The organism is Citrobacter sp. NCU1, assembly GCF_010231475.1.
Classification (GTDB): domain Bacteria; phylum Pseudomonadota; class Gammaproteobacteria; order Enterobacterales; family Enterobacteriaceae; genus Citrobacter_D.
Genome location: NZ_NRDO01000057.1, coordinates 1 through 20,948, shown reverse-complemented (window position 1 = coordinate 20,948; position 20,948 = coordinate 1). Strand labels below are relative to the sequence as shown.

The 20,948-nt window shown below is 50.8% G+C and carries 25 protein-coding genes, 1 other RNA gene and 1 other annotated feature; of the genes, 14 read left to right on the top strand and 12 right to left on the bottom strand.

The window, feature by feature from the left end; translation table 11 throughout:
• Window positions 1-49 precede the first annotated feature (49 nt).
• The 3 genes from raiA to pheA all read left to right on the top strand — a co-directional run bounded on the left by raiA (window position 50) and on the right by pheA (window position 1,799).
• Window positions 50-388, top strand: coding sequence for a ribosome-associated translation inhibitor RaiA (gene raiA / locus CJP72_RS17990; RefSeq protein WP_162382704.1), 339 nt, complete (start codon window positions 50-52; stop codon window positions 386-388).
• A 102-nt stretch (window positions 389-490) separates the two neighbouring features.
• Window positions 491-616: a sequence feature (Phe leader region), on the top strand.
• A complete protein-coding gene (gene pheL / locus CJP72_RS17985) occupies window positions 492-539 on the top strand; it encodes a pheA operon leader peptide PheL (protein ID WP_100249759.1) in 48 nt (15 codons plus the stop codon). Its footprint overlaps the feature before it by 48 nt.
• A 22-nt stretch (window positions 617-638) precedes the next feature.
• Complete coding sequence (gene pheA / locus CJP72_RS17980) at window positions 639-1,799, top strand: bifunctional chorismate mutase/prephenate dehydratase (protein ID WP_162382703.1); 1,161 nt, start codon at window positions 639-641, stop codon at window positions 1,797-1,799.
• A gap of 104 nt (window positions 1,800-1,903) precedes the next feature.
• On the opposite strand, the gene tyrA is transcribed toward pheA, so the two are convergent.
• Both tyrA and aroF read right to left on the bottom strand, forming a co-directional pair.
• Window positions 1,904-3,025: a bifunctional chorismate mutase/prephenate dehydrogenase gene (tyrA, locus tag CJP72_RS17975; protein WP_162382702.1), complete on the bottom strand. Its 1,122-nt coding sequence runs from the start codon at window positions 3,023-3,025 to the stop codon at window positions 1,904-1,906.
• Window positions 3,026-3,035: 10 nt separating this feature from the next.
• Window positions 3,036-4,106, bottom strand: a complete 1,071-nt coding sequence (gene aroF / locus CJP72_RS17970) for a 3-deoxy-7-phosphoheptulonate synthase AroF (RefSeq protein ID WP_162382701.1) — start codon at window positions 4,104-4,106, stop codon at window positions 3,036-3,038.
• Between the two features lie 213 nt (window positions 4,107-4,319).
• Between aroF and CJP72_RS17965 the strand changes: the two genes are divergently transcribed.
• The 4 genes from CJP72_RS17965 (at window position 4,320) to CJP72_RS17950 (ending at window position 7,088) form a co-directional block, all read left to right on the top strand.
• A complete protein-coding gene (locus tag CJP72_RS17965) occupies window positions 4,320-4,694 on the top strand; it encodes a DUF2799 domain-containing protein (protein WP_162382700.1) in 375 nt (124 codons plus the stop codon).
• Window positions 4,695-4,852: 158 nt separating this feature from the next.
• Window positions 4,853-5,371, top strand: a complete 519-nt coding sequence (locus tag CJP72_RS17960; RefSeq protein ID WP_162382699.1) for a YfiR family protein — start codon at window positions 4,853-4,855, stop codon at window positions 5,369-5,371.
• Window positions 5,364-6,578 (top strand): diguanylate cyclase DgcN, encoded by a 1,215-nt coding sequence (gene dgcN / locus CJP72_RS17955; protein ID WP_162382698.1) that lies wholly within the window; start codon window positions 5,364-5,366, stop codon window positions 6,576-6,578. The genes CJP72_RS17960 and dgcN overlap by 8 nt, the downstream gene beginning before the upstream one ends.
• Window positions 6,579-6,602: 24 nt before the next feature.
• Window positions 6,603-7,088, top strand: a complete 486-nt coding sequence (locus tag CJP72_RS17950) for an OmpA family protein (RefSeq protein ID WP_162382697.1) — start codon at window positions 6,603-6,605, stop codon at window positions 7,086-7,088.
• Here CJP72_RS17950 and CJP72_RS17945 read toward each other — a convergent pair whose 3' ends face one another.
• The 7 genes from CJP72_RS17945 to ffh form a co-directional block, all read right to left on the bottom strand.
• A complete protein-coding gene (locus CJP72_RS17945; protein ID WP_162382696.1) occupies window positions 7,089-8,459 on the bottom strand; it encodes a PepSY-associated TM helix domain-containing protein in 1,371 nt (456 codons plus the stop codon). It lies immediately after the preceding gene.
• Between the two features lie 63 nt (window positions 8,460-8,522).
• Complete coding sequence (locus CJP72_RS17940) at window positions 8,523-8,933, bottom strand: DUF2946 family protein (RefSeq protein WP_162382695.1); 411 nt, start codon at window positions 8,931-8,933, stop codon at window positions 8,523-8,525.
• 134 nt (window positions 8,934-9,067) lie between these two features.
• Window positions 9,068-9,415, bottom strand: coding sequence for a 50S ribosomal protein L19 (gene rplS / locus CJP72_RS17935; protein WP_006687325.1), 348 nt, complete (start codon window positions 9,413-9,415; stop codon window positions 9,068-9,070).
• A 44-nt stretch (window positions 9,416-9,459) separates the two neighbouring features.
• A complete protein-coding gene (trmD, locus tag CJP72_RS17930) occupies window positions 9,460-10,227 on the bottom strand; it encodes a tRNA (guanosine(37)-N1)-methyltransferase TrmD (RefSeq protein WP_162382694.1) in 768 nt (255 codons plus the stop codon).
• 30 nt (window positions 10,228-10,257) lie between these two features.
• Complete coding sequence (gene rimM, locus CJP72_RS17925) at window positions 10,258-10,806, bottom strand: ribosome maturation factor RimM (protein WP_162382706.1); 549 nt, start codon at window positions 10,804-10,806, stop codon at window positions 10,258-10,260.
• An 18-nt stretch (window positions 10,807-10,824) separates the two neighbouring features.
• A complete protein-coding gene (rpsP, locus tag CJP72_RS17920; RefSeq protein ID WP_162382693.1) occupies window positions 10,825-11,073 on the bottom strand; it encodes a 30S ribosomal protein S16 in 249 nt (82 codons plus the stop codon).
• Window positions 11,074-11,344: 271 nt separating this feature from the next.
• Window positions 11,345-12,706: a signal recognition particle protein gene (gene ffh / locus CJP72_RS17915; protein WP_162382692.1), complete on the bottom strand. Its 1,362-nt coding sequence runs from the start codon at window positions 12,704-12,706 to the stop codon at window positions 11,345-11,347.
• Window positions 12,707-12,871: 165 nt separating this feature from the next.
• On the opposite strand from ffh, the gene CJP72_RS17910 reads away from it, so the two are divergent.
• Window positions 12,872-13,663, top strand: a complete 792-nt coding sequence (locus CJP72_RS17910) for a cytochrome C assembly family protein (RefSeq protein WP_162382691.1) — start codon at window positions 12,872-12,874, stop codon at window positions 13,661-13,663.
• A gap of 19 nt (window positions 13,664-13,682) precedes the next feature.
• Window positions 13,683-14,969: an HlyC/CorC family transporter gene (locus CJP72_RS17905; protein WP_162382705.1), complete on the top strand. Its 1,287-nt coding sequence runs from the start codon at window positions 13,683-13,685 to the stop codon at window positions 14,967-14,969.
• Between the two features lie 59 nt (window positions 14,970-15,028).
• On the opposite strand, the gene grpE is transcribed toward CJP72_RS17905, so the two are convergent.
• Window positions 15,029-15,622 (bottom strand): nucleotide exchange factor GrpE, encoded by a 594-nt coding sequence (gene grpE / locus CJP72_RS17900; RefSeq protein ID WP_162382690.1) that lies wholly within the window; start codon window positions 15,620-15,622, stop codon window positions 15,029-15,031.
• A 122-nt stretch (window positions 15,623-15,744) separates the two neighbouring features.
• Here grpE and nadK point away from each other — a divergent pair, with 122 nt between their 5' ends.
• The 3 genes from nadK to bamE all read left to right on the top strand — a co-directional run bounded on the left by nadK (window position 15,745) and on the right by bamE (window position 18,864).
• Window positions 15,745-16,623 carry an NAD(+) kinase gene (gene nadK, locus CJP72_RS17895; RefSeq protein ID WP_162382689.1) on the top strand — a complete coding sequence of 293 codons (879 nt, stop codon included), beginning with the start codon at window positions 15,745-15,747 and terminating at the stop codon, window positions 16,621-16,623.
• A gap of 85 nt (window positions 16,624-16,708) precedes the next feature.
• A complete protein-coding gene (gene recN, locus CJP72_RS17890) occupies window positions 16,709-18,370 on the top strand; it encodes a DNA repair protein RecN (RefSeq protein ID WP_162382688.1) in 1,662 nt (553 codons plus the stop codon).
• Between the two features lie 149 nt (window positions 18,371-18,519).
• Complete coding sequence (bamE, locus tag CJP72_RS17885) at window positions 18,520-18,864, top strand: outer membrane protein assembly factor BamE (protein WP_162382687.1); 345 nt, start codon at window positions 18,520-18,522, stop codon at window positions 18,862-18,864.
• Window positions 18,865-18,977: 113 nt separating this feature from the next.
• On the opposite strand, the gene CJP72_RS17880 is transcribed toward bamE, so the two are convergent.
• Complete coding sequence (locus CJP72_RS17880; protein WP_162382686.1) at window positions 18,978-19,274, bottom strand: RnfH family protein; 297 nt, start codon at window positions 19,272-19,274, stop codon at window positions 18,978-18,980.
• The gene (locus CJP72_RS17875) at window positions 19,264-19,701 is read right to left on the bottom strand and encodes a type II toxin-antitoxin system RatA family toxin (RefSeq protein ID WP_202882581.1); all 438 of its coding nucleotides are present in this window, start codon (window positions 19,699-19,701) and stop codon (window positions 19,264-19,266) included. The genes CJP72_RS17880 and CJP72_RS17875 overlap by 11 nt, the downstream gene beginning before the upstream one ends.
• A gap of 170 nt (window positions 19,702-19,871) precedes the next feature.
• Here CJP72_RS17875 and smpB point away from each other — a divergent pair, with 170 nt between their 5' ends.
• Window positions 19,872-20,354 (top strand): SsrA-binding protein SmpB, encoded by a 483-nt coding sequence (smpB, locus tag CJP72_RS17870; RefSeq protein ID WP_162382684.1) that lies wholly within the window; start codon window positions 19,872-19,874, stop codon window positions 20,352-20,354.
• Window positions 20,355-20,595: 241 nt separating this feature from the next.
• Window positions 20,596-20,948, top strand: a transfer-messenger RNA (tmRNA) gene (gene ssrA, locus CJP72_RS17865); the annotation flags it as partial.

The window sequence follows — 20,948 nt, the reverse complement described above, 5'->3', positions numbered from 1 at the left end:
GAACGGTATGCTGGGTTCACCAAGACGGGAAAGACAAGAGGTAAAATTTATGACAATGAACATTACCAGTAAACAAATGGAAATTACTCCGGCAATTCGCCAGCATGTCGCAGACCGTCTCTCCAAACTGGATAAATGGCAAACTCACTTAATTAATCCACATATCATTCTGTCTAAGGAGCCACAGGGTTTCACTGCTGACGCCACCATTAATACACCGAACGGACATCTGGTTGCCAGCGCAAAACACGAAGATATGTACACCGCCATTAATGATTTGATCAACAAGCTGGAACGGCAGCTCAATAAAGTGCAGCACAAAGGCGAAGCCCGTCGTGCAACAACTTCAGTAAAAGACGCCAACTTCGTCGAAGCAGAAGAAGAGTAGTCCCTTACATTGAGTGTATCGCCAACGCGCCTTCGGGCGCGTTTTTTGTTGACAGGGTTAAAACAGTGCAGGTACTTTACTCTGGTCACCAAAGGAAAATAACATGAAACTAACCCCGTTTTTCTTCGCATTCTTTTTTACCTTCCCCTGAATGGGAGGCGTTTCGTCGTGTGAAAAAGAATGCGAAGACGAACAACAAGGCCTCCCAAACCGGGGGGCCTTTTTTATTGATAACAAGAAAGGCAACACTATGACATCGGAAAACCCGTTACTGGCACTGCGAGAGAAGATCAGTTCGTTGGATGAAAAATTGCTGGCCTTGCTGGCCGAGCGTCGTGAGCTGGCGGTTGAAGTGGGCAAAGCCAAACTGCTCTCTCATCGCCCGGTGCGCGATATCGATCGTGAACGTGACTTGCTGGACAGATTGATCACGCTCGGCAAAGCGCATCATCTCGATGCACACTATATCACCCGCCTGTTCCAGCTTATTATTGAAGACTCCGTTCTCACCCAACAGGCTCTGCTACAGCAACATCTGAATAAGATTAACCCACACTCTGCACGCATTGCTTTCCTTGGGCCAAAAGGTTCCTACTCTCATCTCGCCGCCCGTCAGTACGCTGCCCGCCACTTTGAGCAGTTTATCGAAAGCGGTTGTGCAAAATTTGCCGATATCTTTAATCAGGTTGAAACCGGACAAGCAGACTACGCCGTCGTGCCGATTGAAAACACCAGTTCCGGCGCTATCAACGACGTTTACGATCTCCTGCAACACACGACGCTGTCTATCGTCGGCGAGATGACCATCACTATCGACCACTGTGTGTTGGTTTCTGGCACGACAGATTTGAATACCATCGAAACGGTATATAGTCACCCGCAACCGTTCCAGCAGTGCAGCAAGTTCCTGAACCGTTACCCACACTGGAAAATCGAATACACCGAAAGTACCTCTGCAGCGATGGAAAAAGTAGCTCAAGCAAACTCCCCACACGTGGCGGCACTGGGAAGTGAAGCCGGCGGAGGGTTACACGGTTTGCAGGTACTTGAACGAATCGAAGCGAACCAGACGCAAAATATCACCCGTTTCGTCGTACTGGCGCGCAAAGCAATCAACGTTTCCGATCAGGTTCCGGCAAAAACAACACTGTTGATGGCAACTGGCCAACAGGCGGGAGCGCTGGTTGAAGCACTGTTGGTGCTACGCAACCACAATTTGATAATGACCAGACTGGAGTCGCGTCCGATTCACGGCAATCCGTGGGAAGAGATGTTTTACCTCGACATCCAGGCCAATCTGGAATTGCCGGAGATGCAAAAAGCGCTGAAGGAACTGGGAGAGATCACCCGTTCAATGAAGGTCCTGGGTTGTTATCCCAGTGAGAACGTAGTGCCGGTGGATCCGACCTGAGTCAACAATCAGTTTGCGGATGGCGCTACGCTTATCCGGCCTACAATTCATGCAATTTTTGTAGGCCGGATAAGACGCGCCAGCGTTGCCATCAGGCATCTTAATTACTGACGGCTATCATTCGCCTGACGTAACAGCGTACGGCTTTCACTCTGGAAGCGTTTGGCATAATCACCAAACCAGTGTTCTACCTTGCGGAAACTGTCAATAAAGGCCTGTTTATCCCCCTGCTCCAGCAGCTCGATGGCGTCACCAAAACGCTTGTAGTAACGCTTGATCAACGCAAGGTTGCTTTCTGACGACATAATAATATCGGCATACAGTTGCGGATCCTGGGCGAACAGGCGTCCCACCATCGCCAGTTCAAGGCGATAAATAGGCGAAGAAAGCGCCAACAACTGTTCAAGCTGGACATTTTCCTCAGCCAAATGTAGCCCGTAAGCGAAGGTCGCAAAATGGCGCAAGGCTTGAATAAAGGCCATATTTTGATCGTGTTCGACAGCGCTGATACGGTGAAGACGCGCCCCCCAGACCTGAATTTGTTCCAGGAACCACTGATAGGCCTCCGGCTGGCGACCATCGCACCAAACCACCACCTGTTTTGCCAAACTGCCACTGTCCGGACCAAACATCGGATGCAGACCAAGAACCGGTCCGGCGTGCGCCGCCAGCATCGCCTGCAACGGGCCGTTTTTCACCGATGCCAGGTCGACAAGAATGCAGTCGGCCGGTAAACGCGGTAATTTTGCGATTACCTGTTCGGTAACGTGGATCGGCACACTGACAATCACCATTCCGGCATCGGCAACAATCTCTTGAGCGCGATCCCAGTCCTGCTGCTCAAGAATGCGTACCTGATATCCTGAAAGCGTGAGCATTTTCTCGAACAGTTGCCCCATCTGACCAGCGCCGCCGACAATAACCACCGGGCGCAGAGAAGGGCAAAGAGTCTTAAACCCTTTGTCATTCTCACTGGAGTAAGACTCACGCATGACCCGGCGCAGCACATCTTCGATGAGATCGGGTGGGACTCCCATCACCTGAGCCTCAGCCCGGCGCGAAGCCAGCATTGTGGCTTCACGTTCAGGGACGTAAATCGGCAAGCCGAAGCGGCTTTTGACTTCACCGACTTCAGCCACCAATTCCAGACGGCGCGCCAGCAAATCCAGCAACGCCTTATCCACTTCATCTATTTGATCGCGTAACGCGGTCAACTCAGCAACCATAACAAACCTCTTATGCTACACGCGCCGCCAGATGACCGTTCAGATTTCCACGAATTTCACGCAGCAGTGCGTCAGTGGTTTCCCAGCTAATACACGCATCGGTCACAGACACGCCGTATTTCATATCGCTGCGCGGCTGCTCAGAAGACTGATTACCTTCGTGAATGTTGCTTTCAATCATTAAGCCAATGATTGAGCGATTTCCATCTTTAATCTGCGCAACCACAGACTCAGCCACGGCAGGCTGACGGCGGTAATCTTTATTCGAGTTACCATGGCTGCAATCTACCATCAGAGAAGGATGCAGTCCTGCCTGTTCCATCTCTTTTTCGCATTGTGCGACATCGGCAGGGCTGTAGTTAGGCGCTTTACCGCCACGCAGAATCACATGACCATCCGGATTCCCCTGAGTCTGCAACAGCGCGACCTGACCCGCCTGATTGATCCCGACGAAACGGTGCGATTGTGCCGCTGCACGCATCGCATTGATCGCTGTCGCCAGGCTGCCATCCGTACCATTTTTAAACCCAACCGGCATGGAAAGACCCGATGCCATCTCGCGGTGAGTTTGCGATTCAGTGGTACGAGCGCCAATAGCAGACCAACTGAACAGATCGCCCAGGTATTGCGGGCTATTAGGATCCAATGCCTCTGTGGCCAATGGCAGCCCCAGATTGACCAGATCAACCAGCAACTGGCGCGCAATTTTCAATCCGGCTTCCACATCAAAAGAGCCATCCATATGGGGATCATTAATCAACCCTTTCCAGCCAACGGTAGTACGGGGTTTTTCAAAATAGACGCGCATCACCAGGTAGAGGCTATCGCTGACCTCTTCGGCAAGGGCTTTAAATCGACGAGCATATTCCAGCGCAGTTTCAGGATCATGGATAGAGCACGGTCCACACACCACCAGCAGACGAGGATCGCGACCTGCAATAATGTCGGAGATAATTTTGCGTGACTGGGCGATTTGCGCCTCTTGTGACAAACTCAGCGGGAACTCCGCCTTCAGTTGTTCTGGCGTCATCAGAACCTGTTCGTCAGTGATGTGTACGTTGTTCAGCGCGTCTTTTTGCATGATGGTGATCCTGTTTAGCTCGTTTGCGATAGTTTTCCTCAGTGAGGATGACGTAACGATAACACAACAAGTAAAGATTTCAATCCATATTCCGTAAATTTTAATTTACACAAATCAATTCAAGCGCAACCAGTAAGCACATTGACGTACCAATAAATTTACACCCTGATATTTATTCATCCGCTATGCTTTGAAAAACACAGGAGACAGGCCATGAAGCGATTCGCAGGCGCGCTACTCACACTATTTCTCAGCGGATGTCAGATAGATCCTTATACGTTCTCCCCAACCTGGACCGGTACTGACTGGTACGATGCCGGAATTGAAGATGCCATTGCAGGATATGCTGTTAAAGATAATGACATGCTTGCCGATACCTTTAATGACCCGGAAGTTGACCGGACGCAATACCTTAAAGGCTATGCTGAAGGTCAGCGAAAAACCTGCCAGCAAGATTTAGCGTATGCCAGAGGCCTGGCAGGGAAAACATTCCCTGCCAGCTGCGACACCGTAGAAAATGCCAGTGAGATACGCAACGCCTGGCAAAAAGGGATCGACGAAGGTGCAAGCGCAATACGGCTCAATTAATAAAAACCTTCCGGATAAATATTGCATGAGATTTACCTTAAGAAGCATCTATTAACCTGTATGGTGTAATGACTGTCAGGCAAAATAATGTTATTTTGTTGTAAACGATCACGAATGTATTTAAATGCTTCACGCCTGATGCTGGTGAGGACCTGTTCATGATATTTTCTCACCGACTCATATTGCTGCTAACGCTATTACTGGCGGGATTGCCACTTTACGCTGCGAGCATGACAGACGAGGCCAAATCTGTGCGTTCGATAGTTTCTGGCATCGTCAGCTATACACGCTGGCCTTCATTATCAGAACCCCCCAGGTTGTGTATTTTCTCCTCGTCTCGTTTTGCCAGCGCACTCGGAGATAGTCACTCAGGGTTATTACCCTACCAACCTGTTAGTATCCGCTCGGAACAGGAAGCACTGACCGCGCGTTGCGATGGTTTTTATTTCGGAAATGAATCTCCTACATATCAGGTGGAATTAACAAACAAATATCCGTCTAAAGCATTGTTATTAATTGCAGAACAAAACCCGGAATGTATTATCGGCAGCGCTTTTTGTTTGATTATTAACAATAATGAAGTCAGATTCTCCGTTAATCTGGATGCACTCTCGCGCAGTGGCGTCAGAGTAAATCCGGACGTATTGATGCTTGCACGGAATCAAAAGCATGGATAAGGAGCGCGCCCCAATCACGCGACCGACGTTCAAACGAACATTGCGACGCATCAGCATGATCAGCGTGGTGGTGACAATGACCCTGATCTGGTTGCTGCTGTGCGTGGCGTCTGTCTTTACGCTAAAACAGTATGCGCAAAAAAATCTGGATCTGACCGCCGCCACAATGACCCACAGCCTTGAGGCTGCACTGGTGTTTTCTGATGGGACTGCCGCAGCCGAAACGCTGGCAGCATTGGGGCGACAAGGCCAATTTTCAGCGGCAGAAGTCCGCGATAAAAATCAAAAATTGCTCGCTACCTGGCATTACAACGCCAGGGCATCTAATGACAAATTGAACAGTTTAGTCAGCCACTGGTTGTTCCCATTACCGGTCACTCAACCCGTCTGGCATAACGGCAATGTGATCGGCGAAGTGCGCCTGACCGCCCGTGACAGTCTCATCAGCCATTTTATCTGGTTGTCGTTGGCGGTTCTTACCGGCTGTATTTTACTGGCGGCAGGCATTGCGATTCTTCTCACCCGTTATTTGCACAATGGCGTGGTTGACGCACTGCAAAATATCACAGAGGTTGTACACGACGTTCGCACTAATCGTAATTTCTCACGCCGGGTTTCCGAAGAGCGCATTGAAGAATTCCATCTGTTTGCGCAGGATTTCAATAGTCTGCTGGATGAGATGGAAGAGTGGCAATTACGACTGCAGGCTAAAAATGCCCAGTTGTTGCGTACGGCACTGCACGATCCTTTGACCGGCCTTGCGAATCGGGCCGCATTTCGCAGCAGTATTAACGCGTTAATGAACGATAATTCCGCCCGCAATAGCTCGGCATTATTATTCCTGGATGGCGATAATTTTAAATTTATTAATGACACCTGGGGTCATGCCGCTGGTGACCGCGTTTTAATTGATGTGGCAAAAAGGCTGGCGGAATTTGGTGGTAATCGCCATCACCCTTACCGGCTCGGTGGGGATGAATTTGCCATGGTGCTATATGGGGTTCATTCAGAATATGAAGTCCAGCGCATTTGCGCCGCGCTTTCGCAAGAGTTTAATCGACCTTTTGACCTGCATAATGGGCACCTGGCGAACATGACGCTGAGTATTGGTTTCGCCCTGACGTGGGAAAATGCGACTGCTGAAAAATTACAAGAATTGGCCGATCGTAATATGTATCGGGCTAAACATCAGCGTTCTGAACGCTGAATTAAATAATAAGGAATTACACACATGATGAAGCGTCTTTTTTCTCCACTCATTCTGGCTACGTTGATTCTGACGGGTTGTCAGGCACAGCCGCAAGGCAAATTTACCCCCGAGCAGATTGCAGCGATGAAGTCATACGGATTTACTGAATCCGCCGGAGACTGGTCTTTGGGTCTTTCCGATACCATCCTGTTTGATAAAAATGACTACAAACTGCGCCCTGAAAGCCAGAAGCAAATCCAAAGTATGGCCTCCAAATTATCGTCCACCGGGCTGAACCATGCCCGCCTGGACGGTCACACGGATAACTACGGTGAAGATAGCTACAACGAAGCGTTATCACTCAAACGTGCAAATGTCGTGGCAGACGCCTGGGCTCAAGGTGCAAACGTTCCGCGAACGAATCTGACGACACAGGGTTTAGGCAAAAAATACCCGGTCGCCAGTAATCAAACGGCAAAAGGTCGTGCTGAAAACCGTCGTGTTGCCATCGTTATCAGCACGCCTTAATTATTCGTCGGCTGACTGCGCCTGGAGAGTACGAGAAGCACTGAACCAGCGCAGCCAGTCAACAACCATAAACAGCAAGAGACTGCATCCCAACACTGGCATCGCAATCCCCAGAGCGACAGCCAGCACTACCAGACCGCCCCTTCCCGGCCAACCGATCGCGAGAATCCCCTGCACAAGCGTCTGAGCGGGATTCACCTCTGAGCATACTGGGCGACGGATCCACCACAGTCGATAGCCGATCACAATCATCAGACACAGTCCAACCCCGAATGCGATCAACACGAGTTGGTTTAACACACCAAACAGTATCCCCATATGAAAATCCACACCCCAGCGCGTCAGCTTCGCCATGAGCGGAAAATCAGAAAAATATGTACGATCGAGAACACGCAAGGTTTGCGGATCCACAGACACAGCATCGACCTGCGTGGGCCATCGACGATCAATTTCCGTCACCGTCCAGCCATGCTGCGTGTCCTTTGGCGGTCGGATCTCCAGCCGTCTGGCATCAATTCCTGATACCTGCGCTACATGCAACACAGCATCAAACACGTTTGCATCAACGCGTTTTGCAGGCATTGCCATTCCCACAGGGTGTGCATGATGACTGGCATGTTCATCCTGCATTGGCATAACGCCATCCAGTTGCGTGTTCACCTGCGGTGTTAGCCAGCCAAAAGTGGCACGCATTTTGTCGACATTGCCGCCAGCCCACTGCGACCATGTCAGGCCGGTTGCCGAGAAAAGCAGCATACCGACGAGCAAAAACCATCCCAGCGTGACATGCAGACGGCGATGATTCTGTACGCGGTTTTTCAGCTGACGTTTAGGGCGGGTAAAATACCAAAGCGTAATACCGCCCAGAGCCGCCACCCACATCCAGGAGGCGGCCAGCTCGCTATAAATTCTCCCGGTATCGCCGAGCAGCAAAGAGCGGTGCGCATAATCGATCCATTGTCGCAACGGTAAAACACCGCTGGTGCCATAGACGGTCATATCGCCTTTTACCGCCAGCGTCACCGGATCAATAAAAATGGCCCGGTTCTCAGACTCATTCAGTGCAGGATCGGCAAACATGACGCGTGTCGTTTGCCCCGCGTCCAGGGCCGGACGCACGGCATGTAATCGCAAATGTCCACCGCTTACCCGCTCAGCAATGGCGATTTGAGCCGCCAGCGGTTGTATCTCCCCCTGTACGGAGCCCTGCAACGCTTGCGAATAGAGCACCTCCTCCAGTTGAGGAGTCGCGACGTAAAGCGTCCCTGTTAAGGCCGCCACGAAAATAAATGGCCCGACAAACAGACCGATATAAAAATGCAGACGTCGCAGCAAGGTAATCCATGCCGCGCGTGGAGTGCAGGTTGTCATACTTTTCCTCAGAACAAGCAAAAGAGTGTCGTGACGCTTTAGCGCACAAACTTATTGTAAGAATCAGGAAATAGCTGACCTGCACGGTGGCGCGCGCGTATTGGGGAAAAGCCAGGGAAAGAAATGCCAGTGTTTAACAATCGGCCGTGAGCGCGTATTTTTCTGCCGGAGCAGTATTGCGCATAGCAGAAGCACTATCGCCAGAATCAGCCCTGGAACCTGCGCGAACAAGACACAATAGCCGCACGCTTCACCATGGTCGACGGGCATCGTTACTGCCGCGGGCTGTTGATGGTGCATATTTAGCTCATGCGTCATGCTCATCTCGTGATGCATGCCCGGCATCGTACTCATCGGGTCTTTTTGCAGAGAAACCGAGATCAGCGGCGCGACAACAACCAGCAGGATCGCGAACAGCGCGAGCCATGCCGCGTTGTATTGATAACCTGATTGGCGAAATGTCCCGATACCCACGGTTCCTCCTGCGACGACGGAGGCATTGTAAATGACATATGATTAAAAGGTTAACAAAATAAACCAACAAGCTATAAAAAAAGGGCCAGCCAATTGGCCAGCCCTTTTTAACAGGATGTCGCCTGAGCGATATCTTAGTTAAGACGCTCTTTGATACGAGCAGACTTACCAGTACGCTCACGCAGGTAGTACAGTTTAGCTTTACGAACAGCACCACGACGTTTAACAGCAATGCTGTCAACTACCGGAGAGTGAGTCTGGAAGACACGCTCAACGCCTTCGCCGTTGGAAATTTTACGAACAGTGAATGCAGAGTGCAGACCGCGGCTACGAATAGCGATAACCACGCCCTCAAATGCCTGCAGACGTTTTTTGGAACCTTCAACAACCCATACTTTCACTTCCACGGTATCACCCGGACGGAAGGAAGGTACGTCCTGCTTCATCTGCTCTTGTTCAAGTTGCTTAATAATATTGCTCATAATTTAATCTCTTATCCTGGGTAAACTGATATATCGGGAGCGTATTACGCTTGCCCATCATGTTTATGTTGCTGTTGTGCGTGTTCCGTTTTGAACTCCGCCAGCAACCTTGCTTGCTCTTCAGTCAGAGCCAGGTTTTCCAGAAGTTCAGGTCTTCTAAGCCAGGTACGGCCCAGCGACTGTTTCAAACGCCAGCGACGTATCTCCGCATGGTTCCCCGACAGTAACACCGCCGGTACTTCCATCGTCTCTAACACTTCAGGCCGGGTATAGTGTGGGCAGTCCAGTAATCCATCGGCAAAAGAATCTTCTGTTGCCGAAGCTTCATGACCCAGAACCCCCGGAATAAACCGGGAAACGGAGTCAATCAGCGTCATAGCTGGTAACTCACCACCACTGAGAACGTAATCACCGATTGACCATTCTTCGTCAATTTCGGTTTGGATCACGCGCTCATCTATGCCTTCGTAGCGACCACAGACCAGAATCAGTTTTTGATTCGTCGCCAGTTCGCTCACGCCCGCTTGATCAAGCTTGCGTCCCTGAGGTGACAGATAAATCACCTTTGCGCCTTCACCCGCCGCACTTTTTGCTGCATGAATAGCATCCCGTAAGGGTTGCACCATCATTAACATCCCCGGTCCGCCGCCGTATGGACGATCGTCCACGGTACGGTGCCGGTCATGCGTGAAATCCCGAGGACTCCAGCTCTGGATGCTCAGCAGGCCATTTTTTACTGCCCGGCCAGTTACCCCGTAATCGGTAATTGCGCGGAACATTTCAGGAAACAGGCTAATTATGCCAATCCACATAGCGCCGTCTTTTACCGTTTATCCGGTGGTTTAAAAACCAGGATCCCAATCTACTTCGATAGTACGAGTAGCGAGATCGACTTTCTTGATAACCTGCCCATCGAGGAACGGCACGAGGCGTTCCTTGATACCAAACGCATCTTTCAGGTTTGCCTTAATGACGATGACGTCATTTGATCCGGTTTCCATCATATCGACGACTTTACCGAGATCGTAGCCTTCAGTGGTCACTACCTGGCAGCCCATCAGGTCTTTCCAGTAGTAGGTCCCTTCTTCAAGCGCAGGCAACTGCGAAGAATCCACGACAATTTCGCAATTGGTCAGCAGATTCGCGGCATCACGATCATCAACGCCTTTCAGCTTGATAACCAGATCCTGATTGTGGTGCTTCCAGCTTTCCAGCTGTACTTGCTGCCACTGACCCGCCTTCTGGATAAACCAGGGCTGATAGTCAAAAATGCTTTCGGCGTCTTCAGTGGAAGAAAACACTCTGAGCCAACCACGGATACCGTAAGAAGAACCCATTTTCCCCAAAACAATGGGTTCTACAGGTACTTGTGCGGCGAGTTGCTTGCTCATCATGACCACCGTGACAGATTAAGCTGCTTTGTTTGCTTCTTTGATCAGCGTAGCTACGCGATCAGAAATAGTCGCGCCCTGGCCAACCCAGTGAGCGATGCGATCCAGATCCAGGCGAGTGCCTTCTTCTTTTTCGCTAGCGATTGGGTTAAAGAAGCCAACGCGCTCGATGAAGCGACCGTTACGTGCATTACGGCTGTCAGTGACAACAACCTGGTAGAACGGACGCTTTTTAGCGCCGTGACGAGCTAAACGAATAGTTACCATAACATCCTCTTGTGTGAATAGAACACCCGGGCCCCATCGAGGGACGGGGCCCGGGTGTCATATTAAAAGCCCGAAAATTTTACTCATTTTTGGGGAAATTGCAATCAGCATATGCTTCACATATGCCAAACAAGGGATATAAGGCGTATATCGGTGCAGCCAGTTTAGTTCCGGCGTGCGCGCAAAAAGCGGAGCGTACACGCAGTACGTGAGCATTTTGAGCACACCCCGGGGCTAAAATGGCAAACAAGATAGCCTTATGCCCTTGTTTTTAGCGGCCAGGGAATCCTGGCGGCATCATCCCTTTCATACCGCGCATCATTTTCGCCATACCGCCTTTCTTCATTTTCTTCATCATGCGCTGCATGTCGTCGAACTGTTTCAGAAGACGGTTAACGTCCTGTACCTGCATGCCGCAACCGGCGGCGATACGGCGTTTACGGGAACCTTTGATGATTTCCGGTTTGGCGCGCTCTTTCAGCGTCATCGAGTTGATGATGGCTTCCATACGCACCAGCACTTTGTCATCCATCTGCGATTTGACGTTGTCAGGAATCTGTCCCATGCCCGGCAGCTTGCCCATCAGGCTCGCCATTCCGCCCATGTTTTTCATCTGATGCAGTTGCTCAAGGAAGTCATTCAGATCAAAGCCGTCGCCTTTTTTCAGCTTGCTGGCTAACTTCTCAGCCTGAGCACGGTCAACTTTGCTTTCGATATCTTCGATAAGCGACAAGACGTCGCCCATGCCAAGAATTCGCGAGGCGATACGGTCCGGGTGGAACGGCTCCAGCGCTTCGGTCTTCTCGCCGACGCCGAGGAACTTGATGGGCTTGCCGGTGATATGGCGAATTGAGAGCGCCGCACCGCCGCGAGCGTCACCGTCCACTTTAGTCAGTACTACACCGGTTAACGGCAGCGCTTCGTTAAACGCTTTCGCCGTATTGGCGGCATCCTGACCGGTCATGGCGTCAACCACAAACAGAGTCTCAACCGGATTGATCGAGGCATGTACCTGTTTGATTTCGTCCATCATCGCTTCATCAACGTGCAAACGACCGGCGGTATCCACCAGCAGCACGTCGTAGAATTTCAGCTTCGCTTCTTTCAGCGCCGCATTAACGATATCAACTGGCTTCTGACCCACGTCAGACGGGAAGAAATCAACGCCAACTTGCTCAGCTAACGTTTCCAGCTGTTTGATCGCCGCCGGACGATAGACGTCGGCAGAGACAACCAGCACTTTCTTCTTGTGCTTCTCGCGCAGGAATTTACCCAGCTTACCGACGCTGGTCGTTTTACCGGCACCCTGCAAACCCGCCATCAGCACGACAGCTGGCGGCTGCGCTGCCAGATTCAACGTCTGGTTTTCTTCGCCCATTGCCGCAACCAGTTCGTTACGGACAATCTTGACGAACTCCTGCCCTGGCGTCAGGCTCTTGTTAACTTCATGACCAACCGCTTTCTCTTTTACGCGATTGATAAACTCACGCACTACCGGCAGCGCAACGTCAGCCTCCAGCAGCGCCATGCGCACTTCGCGCAGCGTCTCTTTAACGTTGTCTTCAGTAAGGCGCCCACGGCCACTGATATTGCGCAGTGTGCGCGACAAACGATCGGTTAAATTATCAAACATTGTCTCTCGCCTGGGGTGGAAACGGTTGGTCGCTAGCGCGACACATCTACAGAATTTTGGCGCAGTATAACATGAAGCCGTCTTTGTTGTTATGCAACGGTTGGAGCAGCGGTCACGTAACGCTATACTGCTTCTCTTCCTACTGGCCAACTGTCGACACTTAATATGCCCGTTTTTGCCCTGCTTGCCCTTGTCGCCTATTCCATCAGCCTTGCGCTGATCATTCCTGGTCTGCTGCAAAAAAACAGCGGCTGGCGGCGTATGGCCATTCTCTCCGCAGTCATCGCGCTGGTATGTCATGCGTTCGCGCTGGAAGCCCGTATTCTGCCTGGCGGCGACAGCGGACAAAACCTGAGCCTGTTAAACGTTAGCTCACTGGTTAGCCTGATGATCTGCACAGTGATGACCATTGTTGCTTCACGCAATCGCGGCTGGCTTTTGTTGCCTATCGTTTACGCGTTTGCGCTAATCAATCTGGCCTTCGCCACTTTCATGCCGAATGAATACATTACTCACCTCGAAACCACACCAGGCATGATGATACACATCGGACTGTCGCTGTTCTCTTACGCAACGCTCATTATTGCTGCGCTGTATGCCTTACAACTGGCATGGATCGACTATCAGTTGAAGAACAAAAAGCTGGCCTTCAGTAATGAAATGCCGCCGCTGATGAGCATTGAGCGCAAAATGTTTCACATCACGCAGATTGGCGTTGTACTGCTGACGCTGACCCTTTGTACCGGTCTGTTTTACATGCATAACCTGTTCAGCATGGAAAATATCGACAAGGCCGTACTCTCCATCGTGGCATGGTTTGTCTATATCGTCTTGTTGTGGGGGCATTACCATGAAGGCTGGCGCGGACGCCGTGTCGTCTGGTTTAACGTTGCCGGTGCGGGCATTCTGACGATGGCCTATTTTGGCAGTCGTGTATTGCAGCAGTTTGTGAGCTAAAGCATCTAAGGAGTTTCCCCTGGAACATATTTCCACCACCACGCTGATCATTACGCTGATCATCATGGTGGTTATCTCAGCCTATTTTTCCGGCTCCGAAACCGGAATGATGACGCTGAACCGCTACCGTCTTCGTCATCTGGCCAAACAAGGCAACCGCCCTGCAAAACGCGTGGAAAAATTGCTGCGTAAGCCGGACCGTTTAATAAGCCTGGTGCTGATTGGCAATAACCTGGTGAATATTCTGGCATCGGCACTCGGCACGATTGTCGGTATGCGGTTGTACGGTGATGCTGGCGTAGCGATTGCCACTGGCGTGTTAACGTTCGTGGTGCTGGTATTCGCCGAAGTCTTACCGAAAACCATCGCCGCGCTGTACCCGGAAAAGGTCGCTTATCCAAGCAGCTTCCTACTTGCTCCATTGCAGATATTGATGATGCCACTGGTCTGGCTACTCAATACTATTACCCGTCTGCTGATGCGTCTGATGGGCATCAAAACGGATATCGTTATTAGCGGTTCACTGAGTAAGGATGAGCTGCGGACCCTCGTGAACGAATCGCGCTCGCAAATTTCCCGTCGCAACCAGGATATGCTGCTGTCGGTGCTGGACCTGGAGAAAATCAGCGTCGACGACATTATGGTTCCGCGCAACGAAATTATCGGGATCGACATCAACGACGACTGGAAGTCGATTGTCCGCCAGCTTTCGCATTCTCCGCACGGGCGCATCGTGCTCTATCGGGAGTCACTGGACGATGCCATAAGCATGCTGCGGGTTCGTGAAGCCTGGCGACTGATGTCAGAAAAAAAAGAGTTCACCAAAGAGACGATGCTGCGCGCTGCCGATGAAATCTACTACGTCCCAGAAGGAACACCGCTCAGTACACAACTGGTAAAATTTCAGCGCAACAAAAAGAAAGTCGGTCTGGTGGTCAATGAATATGGCGATATTCAGGGGTTGGTAACGGTTGAAGACATTCTGGAAGAGATTGTCGGCGACTTCACGACCTCCATGTCCCCCACTCTGGCAGAAGAAGTGACGCCGCAAAATGACGGTTCGGTGATTATCGACGGTAGCGCCAACGTTCGCGAAATCAACAAAGCGTTTAACTGGCACCTCCCCGAAGACGATGCCCGGACGGTAAACGGCATTATCCTGGAAGCGCTGGAAGAGATCCCGATTGCAGGTACCCGCGTACGTATCGGTCAGTACGATATCGATATTCTCGACGTGCAGGACAATATGATTAAACAGGTGCAGGTATTGCCGGTAAAACCGCTGCGGGAAAGTGTCGCGGAATAAAGCCAGATGTTGTAGGCCGGGTAAGGCGTCAACCGCCACCCGGCACTATGAGAGGCTGATTAGCCCTTCGCTTTCGCCACGGTGACCATGGCAGCGCGAATGGTACGGCCGTTCAGCGTATACCCTTTTTGCATCACACCCAGTACATTACCCGGCGCAACCTCTTCAGATTCCACCATGGCAATCGCCTGATGCACGTTCGGATCTAACGGCACGTTGACATCTGCAATCACTTCAACACCAAATTTACGCACAACATCCAGCATGGATTTCAGCGTTAATTCGATACCTTCCACCATAGAGGCCATATCCGGGTTAGCTTTATCAGCCACTTCCAGCGCACGATCCAGGCTATCTACCACCGGCAACAGCTCATTGACGAATTTTTCCAACGCAAACTTGTGCGCTTTTTCGACGTCCAGCTCAGTACGACGGCGCAGGTTTTCCATTTCCGCTTTGATACGCAACACGCTGTCACGTTCACGCGTCTGGGCTTCAGCAAGCTGAGCTTCCAGATTCGCAATTTTTTCATCGCGCGGATCCACCTGCTCAGCAGAAGCGTCTGATTCAACCGCCTCAACTTCTTCGTGCTGATCCATGATAATTTCTTCCGGGGCTTGCCCCTCAGGCGTTTTCTGTTCTTTACTACTCATGAATTTCTCCGCGTTTTTTTCGCATTCATCTCGCTAACTTCGCTTATTATGGGGATCAGATTCAGGGATTCAAGGGAAGCACTCACATTGTCATCAATCTTCGCTACAAGGACCTCGAGAAAATGAATAATCATTTCAAGTGTATTGGCATTGTGGGACATCCACGTCACCCCACGGCACTGACGACACATGAAATGCTCTACCGCTGGTTATGCGCCAGAGGTTATGAGGTCATTGTGGAGCAGCAAATCGCCCATGAATTACAGCTTAACAATGTGCAAACCGGCACGCTTGCGGAGATTGGTCAGCAGGCTGATCTCGCGGTGGTGGTTGGCGGCGACGGCAATATGCTCGGCGCGGCGCGCACCCTCGCGCGCTATGACATCAATGTCATCGGCATCAACCGCGGCAACCTCGGGTTCCTGACCGACCTTGACCCTGACAACGCCCTACAGCAATTAGCCGATGTGCTGGAAGGTCACTACATCAGTGAGAAACGCTTCTTGCTTGAAGCCCAGGTTTGCCAGCAAAACTGCCAGAAGCGCATCAGTACCGCCATCAACGAAGTGGTTCTGCACCCTGGCAAAGTGGCGCACATGATCGAGTTCGAAGTCTATATTGACGAAATTTTTGCGTTTTCTCAGCGTTCCGATGGATTGATTATCTCCACTCCTACGGGTTCCACGGCCTATTCACTCTCCGCTGGCGGCCCCATTCTGACCCCCTCGCTTGACGCAATCACACTGGTGCCCATGTTCCCGCATACACTCTCGGCGCGCCCACTGGTGATCAACAGCAGTAGCACGATTCGCCTACGTTTTTCGCATCGCCGTAATGATCTTGAGATCAGCTGCGACAGCCAGATTGCGCTTCCTATACAGGAAGGAGAAGATGTTCTTATTCGCCGCAGTGATTATCACCTTAATTTGATCCACCCTAAAGATTACAGCTATTTCAATACATTAAGCGCCAAACTGGGCTGGTCAAAAAAATTATTCTAATTTTGCACCAGGCTCTTTACTGTATAAAAAACCAGTTTATACTGTACGTAATTACAGTTATGGTTTTTCATACAGGAAAGCAGCTATGTTGGCACAACTGACCATCAGCAATTTTGCTATCGTTCGTGAACTCGAGATCGATTTTCAAAGCGGAATGACCGTCATCACCGGTGAAACCGGAGCGGGTAAATCCATTGCAATTGATGCGCTCGGCTTGTGTCTGGGTGGGCGGGCCGACGCCGACATGGTACGCGTTGGCGCCTCACGCGCGGATTTGTGCGCCCGCTTCTCTCTGAAAGATACCCCGGCCGCGCTACACTGGCTTGAGGAAAATCAGCTTGAAGAAGGCCGCGAATGCTTATTACGTCGCGTAATCAGTAGCGATGGTCGCTCACGCGGCTTCATCAACGGTACCGCCGTTCCTCTGTCGCAACTGCGTGAACTCGGTCAGTTGCTCATTCAAATTCATGGTCAACATGCACATCAACTCCTGACCAGGTCTGAGCATCAAAAAAATCTGCTTGATAGTTACGCGAACGAATCCAGTCTGATTCAGGAAATGGCTGCTCATTATCAACTGTGGCATCAAAGCTGCCGCGATCTGGCGCATCACCAACAACAAAGCCAGGAACGCGCCGCCAGGGCCGAATTACTGCAATACCAGCTAAAAGAGCTGAACGAATTCAATCCGCAACCCGGTGAATTTGAGCAAATCGACGAAGAGTACAAGCGTCTGGCCAACAGTGGGCAATTGCTCACGACCAGCCAAAATGCACTGGCAATCATGGCCGACGGCGAAGACGTTAATGTGCAAAGTCAGCTGTATATGGCAAAGCAACTGGTCAGTGAACTGGCAGGTATGGACGGTAAACTTTCTGGCATTCTTGACATGCTGGAAGAAGCCACAATCCAGCTCACCGAAGCCAGCGATGAGCTGCGCCACTACTGTGACCGTCTGGATTTAGATCCCAACCGCCTGTTCGAACTGGAACAGCGGATTGCAAAACAGATCTCACTGGCCCGTAAACATCACGTTAGCCCGGAAGCATTACCGCAATTTTATCAGTCTTTGCTGGAGGAACAGCAGCAACTTGACGACCAGGCGGACTCTCTGGAAACCCTGACACTGGCGGTAAATAAACATCATCATCAGGCGCTTGAAACTGCGAAAGCGCTGCACAATCAGCGTCAGTTATTTGCGCAGGAATTGGGGCAACTCATTACCGAAAGCATGCATCTCCTTTCCATGCCGCATGGAATTTTCGCCATCGATGTGAAGTTTGACGAACACCATTTAAGCGTTGACGGTGCTGACCGCGTTGAATTTAAGGTCACCACAAACCCTGGGCTACCTATGCAGCCAATTGCTAAAGTGGCCTCCGGCGGTGAACTGTCACGTATCGCGCTGGCTATTCAGGTGATCACTGCACGTAAGATGGAAACCCCAGCGCTCATTTTTGATGAAGTGGATGTCGGTATCAGTGGCCCTACCGCTGCGGTAGTCGGTAAACTGCTACGTCAGCTTGGTGAGTCTACTCAGGTGATGTGTGTCACCCACTTGCCGCAGGTAGCGGGGTGTGGTCACCAACACTTCTTCGTCAGTAAAGAAACCGACGGAGCAATGACCGAAACGCATATGCAACCGCTGGACAAACGTGCACGTCTGCAGGAGTTAGCGCGTTTACTCGGCGGTAGCGAAGTTACGCGCAATACCCTCGCAAACGCGAAAGAACTGCTGGCGGCGTAAACTTTTTTTCACCTTCAGGGTCAGAGTACACAACGAAATCGCCGTAAGAGCCGACACCAAAAGGTTTTAAAGTGGTGAAAGGTCTATTATCATCGGCATATTACATATGAGCCGCGTACTGCTCGGGCCCAAAAAGGAATCAAATCACTATGCGCTGTAAAACGCTGACTGCTGCCGCAGCAGTACTACTGATGTTGACTGCAGGCTGTTCCACTCTGGAGCGAGTGGTTTACCGTCCTGATATCAACCAGGGGAACTATCTGACACCTAACGATGTATCCAAAGTGCGTGTCGGCATGACGCAGCAACAAGTTGCTTATGCTCTGGGTACTCCAATGATGTCCGATCCGTTTGGCACCAACACATGGTTTTATGTGTTCCGTCAGCAGCCTGGCCACGAAGGTGTAACGCAACAAACACTGACGCTGACCTTTAACAGCAACGGCGTGTTAACCAATATCGACAACAAGCCAACACTGACCAGCACTAAATAAAGTCTCAAATACCCAAAAAAGGTGCTCATTGAGCACCTTTTTTATTGTGACGGCCCCGTCCTGAATAGCGTTAACGCACTTCCCCCCTATACCAGGACTAGCAGGCTATCATCTCACGGCTGTTTGTTGCCTGACTTTTCTGCGCGTTGGCGCCGCAACTCTTTCGGATCAGCAATTAATGGCCGATAAATCTCAACCCGATCACCATCATGGACCGCATCAGCAAGTTTAACCGGGCGACTATAGATACCGACTTTGTTCTTCGTGAGATCGATATCCGTTCGTAATTCCAGCAACCCGGAAGCACGAATAGCCTCTTCAACCGTCGCGCCCTCTGCCAGCGTCACACGCTGCAGATACTGTTTCTCAGGCAGGGCATAGGCGACCTCTACGACAATTTTAGCCGGCACTGTAAACCTCTTTAGCGCGGACAGTGAAAGCCTGCACCATGTTGGAGGCCAGCTCCTTGAAGATACGCCCAAACGCCAGCTCAATGAGTTTGTTGGTAAACTCAAAATCGAGCTGAAATTCAATGCGACATGCTTCATGATTCAACGGCGTAAACTTCCAGCCGCCAATCAATTTTTTAAACGGTCCATCGACCAGATGCATCAGGATGCTCTGATTATCCGTCAGTTGATTGCGAGTGGTGAACGTTTTGCTGATCCCCGCTTTCGAGACGTCCACCGCAGCGGTCATCTGTCCTGGCGTTGACTCCAGAACTCGACTCCCAATACAGCCCGGTAAAAACTGGGGATAGGACTGAACATCATTCACTAACTGATACATCTGCTCCGCACTGTAAGGTACTAAAGCTGTCCGGCTTATCTGAGGCATAGCTATTTCCATCAACATAAATCAAACAAATAATACCATTTATCATCTGGTAAAAAAAACGCTATACCTCAGGTCAGGTGCTCGCGGGTTCATGCTAAGATAACGTCTTCCCCCTGCAGGATGATGATGGGGTGTTTTTCGATTCCAGATTACCTATACTGAGCGGCATTATGACGAAGAAAAAAGCACACAAACCTGGCTCAGCCACCATCGCGCTTAACAAGCGCGCCCGACACGAATACTTTATCGAAGAAGAGTTCGAAGCTGGACTCGCCCTGCAAGGCTGGGAAGTCAAATCCCTGCGCGCAGGTAAAGCCAACATCGGCGACAGCTATGTGATCCTGAAAGACGGTGAAGCATACCTGTTTGGTGCCAACTTCACGCCCATGGCAGTGGCCTCAACGCACGTCGTGTGCGATCCAACCCGTACCCGTAAACTGCTGCTCAATCAACGTGAGTTAGACTCTCTCTATGGCCGTGTGAACCGGGAAGGCTACACCGTCGTGGCACTCTCTTTGTACTGGAAGAACGCCTGGTGCAAAGTGAAAATTGGCGTCGCAAAAGGTAAAAAACAGCACGATAAGCGTTCGGATGTGAAAGAGCGTGAATGGCAGTTGGATAAAGCCCGCATCATGAAAAATGCAGGGCGATAATCGCCAGCCAAATTTAGTGACCAGTTTCATGATCACCACTGGTCACACCTCAACACTCACCTTCAGGTAATATCCCCCCCAATTAACCTGAAATGATTTCTAGTGTTGATAGTCTTAAAACATTGCTGACTCTCTGAATAGACCGCATAACCGCATGAAAGAAGCGCTATATGAGCGCTAAGCGACCAGATACAGGCTGGTATTGAGCTTCACAAATCTGTTATACTTGCTTTAACACATTGGGGCTGATTCTGGATTCGACGGGATTCGCGAAACCCAAGGTGCATGCCGAGGGGCGGTTGGCCTCGTAAAAAGCCGCAAAAAAATAGTCGCAAACGACGAAAACTACGCTTTAGCAGCTTAATAACCTGCTTTTAGCCCTCTCTCCCTAGCTTCCGCTCTTAAGACGGGGATCAAAGAGAGGTCAAACCCAAAAGAGATCGCGTGGAAGCCCTGCCTGGGGTTGAAGCGTTAAAACTAATCAGGCTAGTCTGGTAGTGGCGTGTCTGTCCGCAGGTGCCAGGCGAATGTAAAGACTGACTAAGCATGTAGTGCCGAGGATGTAGGAATTTCGGACGCGGGTTCAACTCCCGC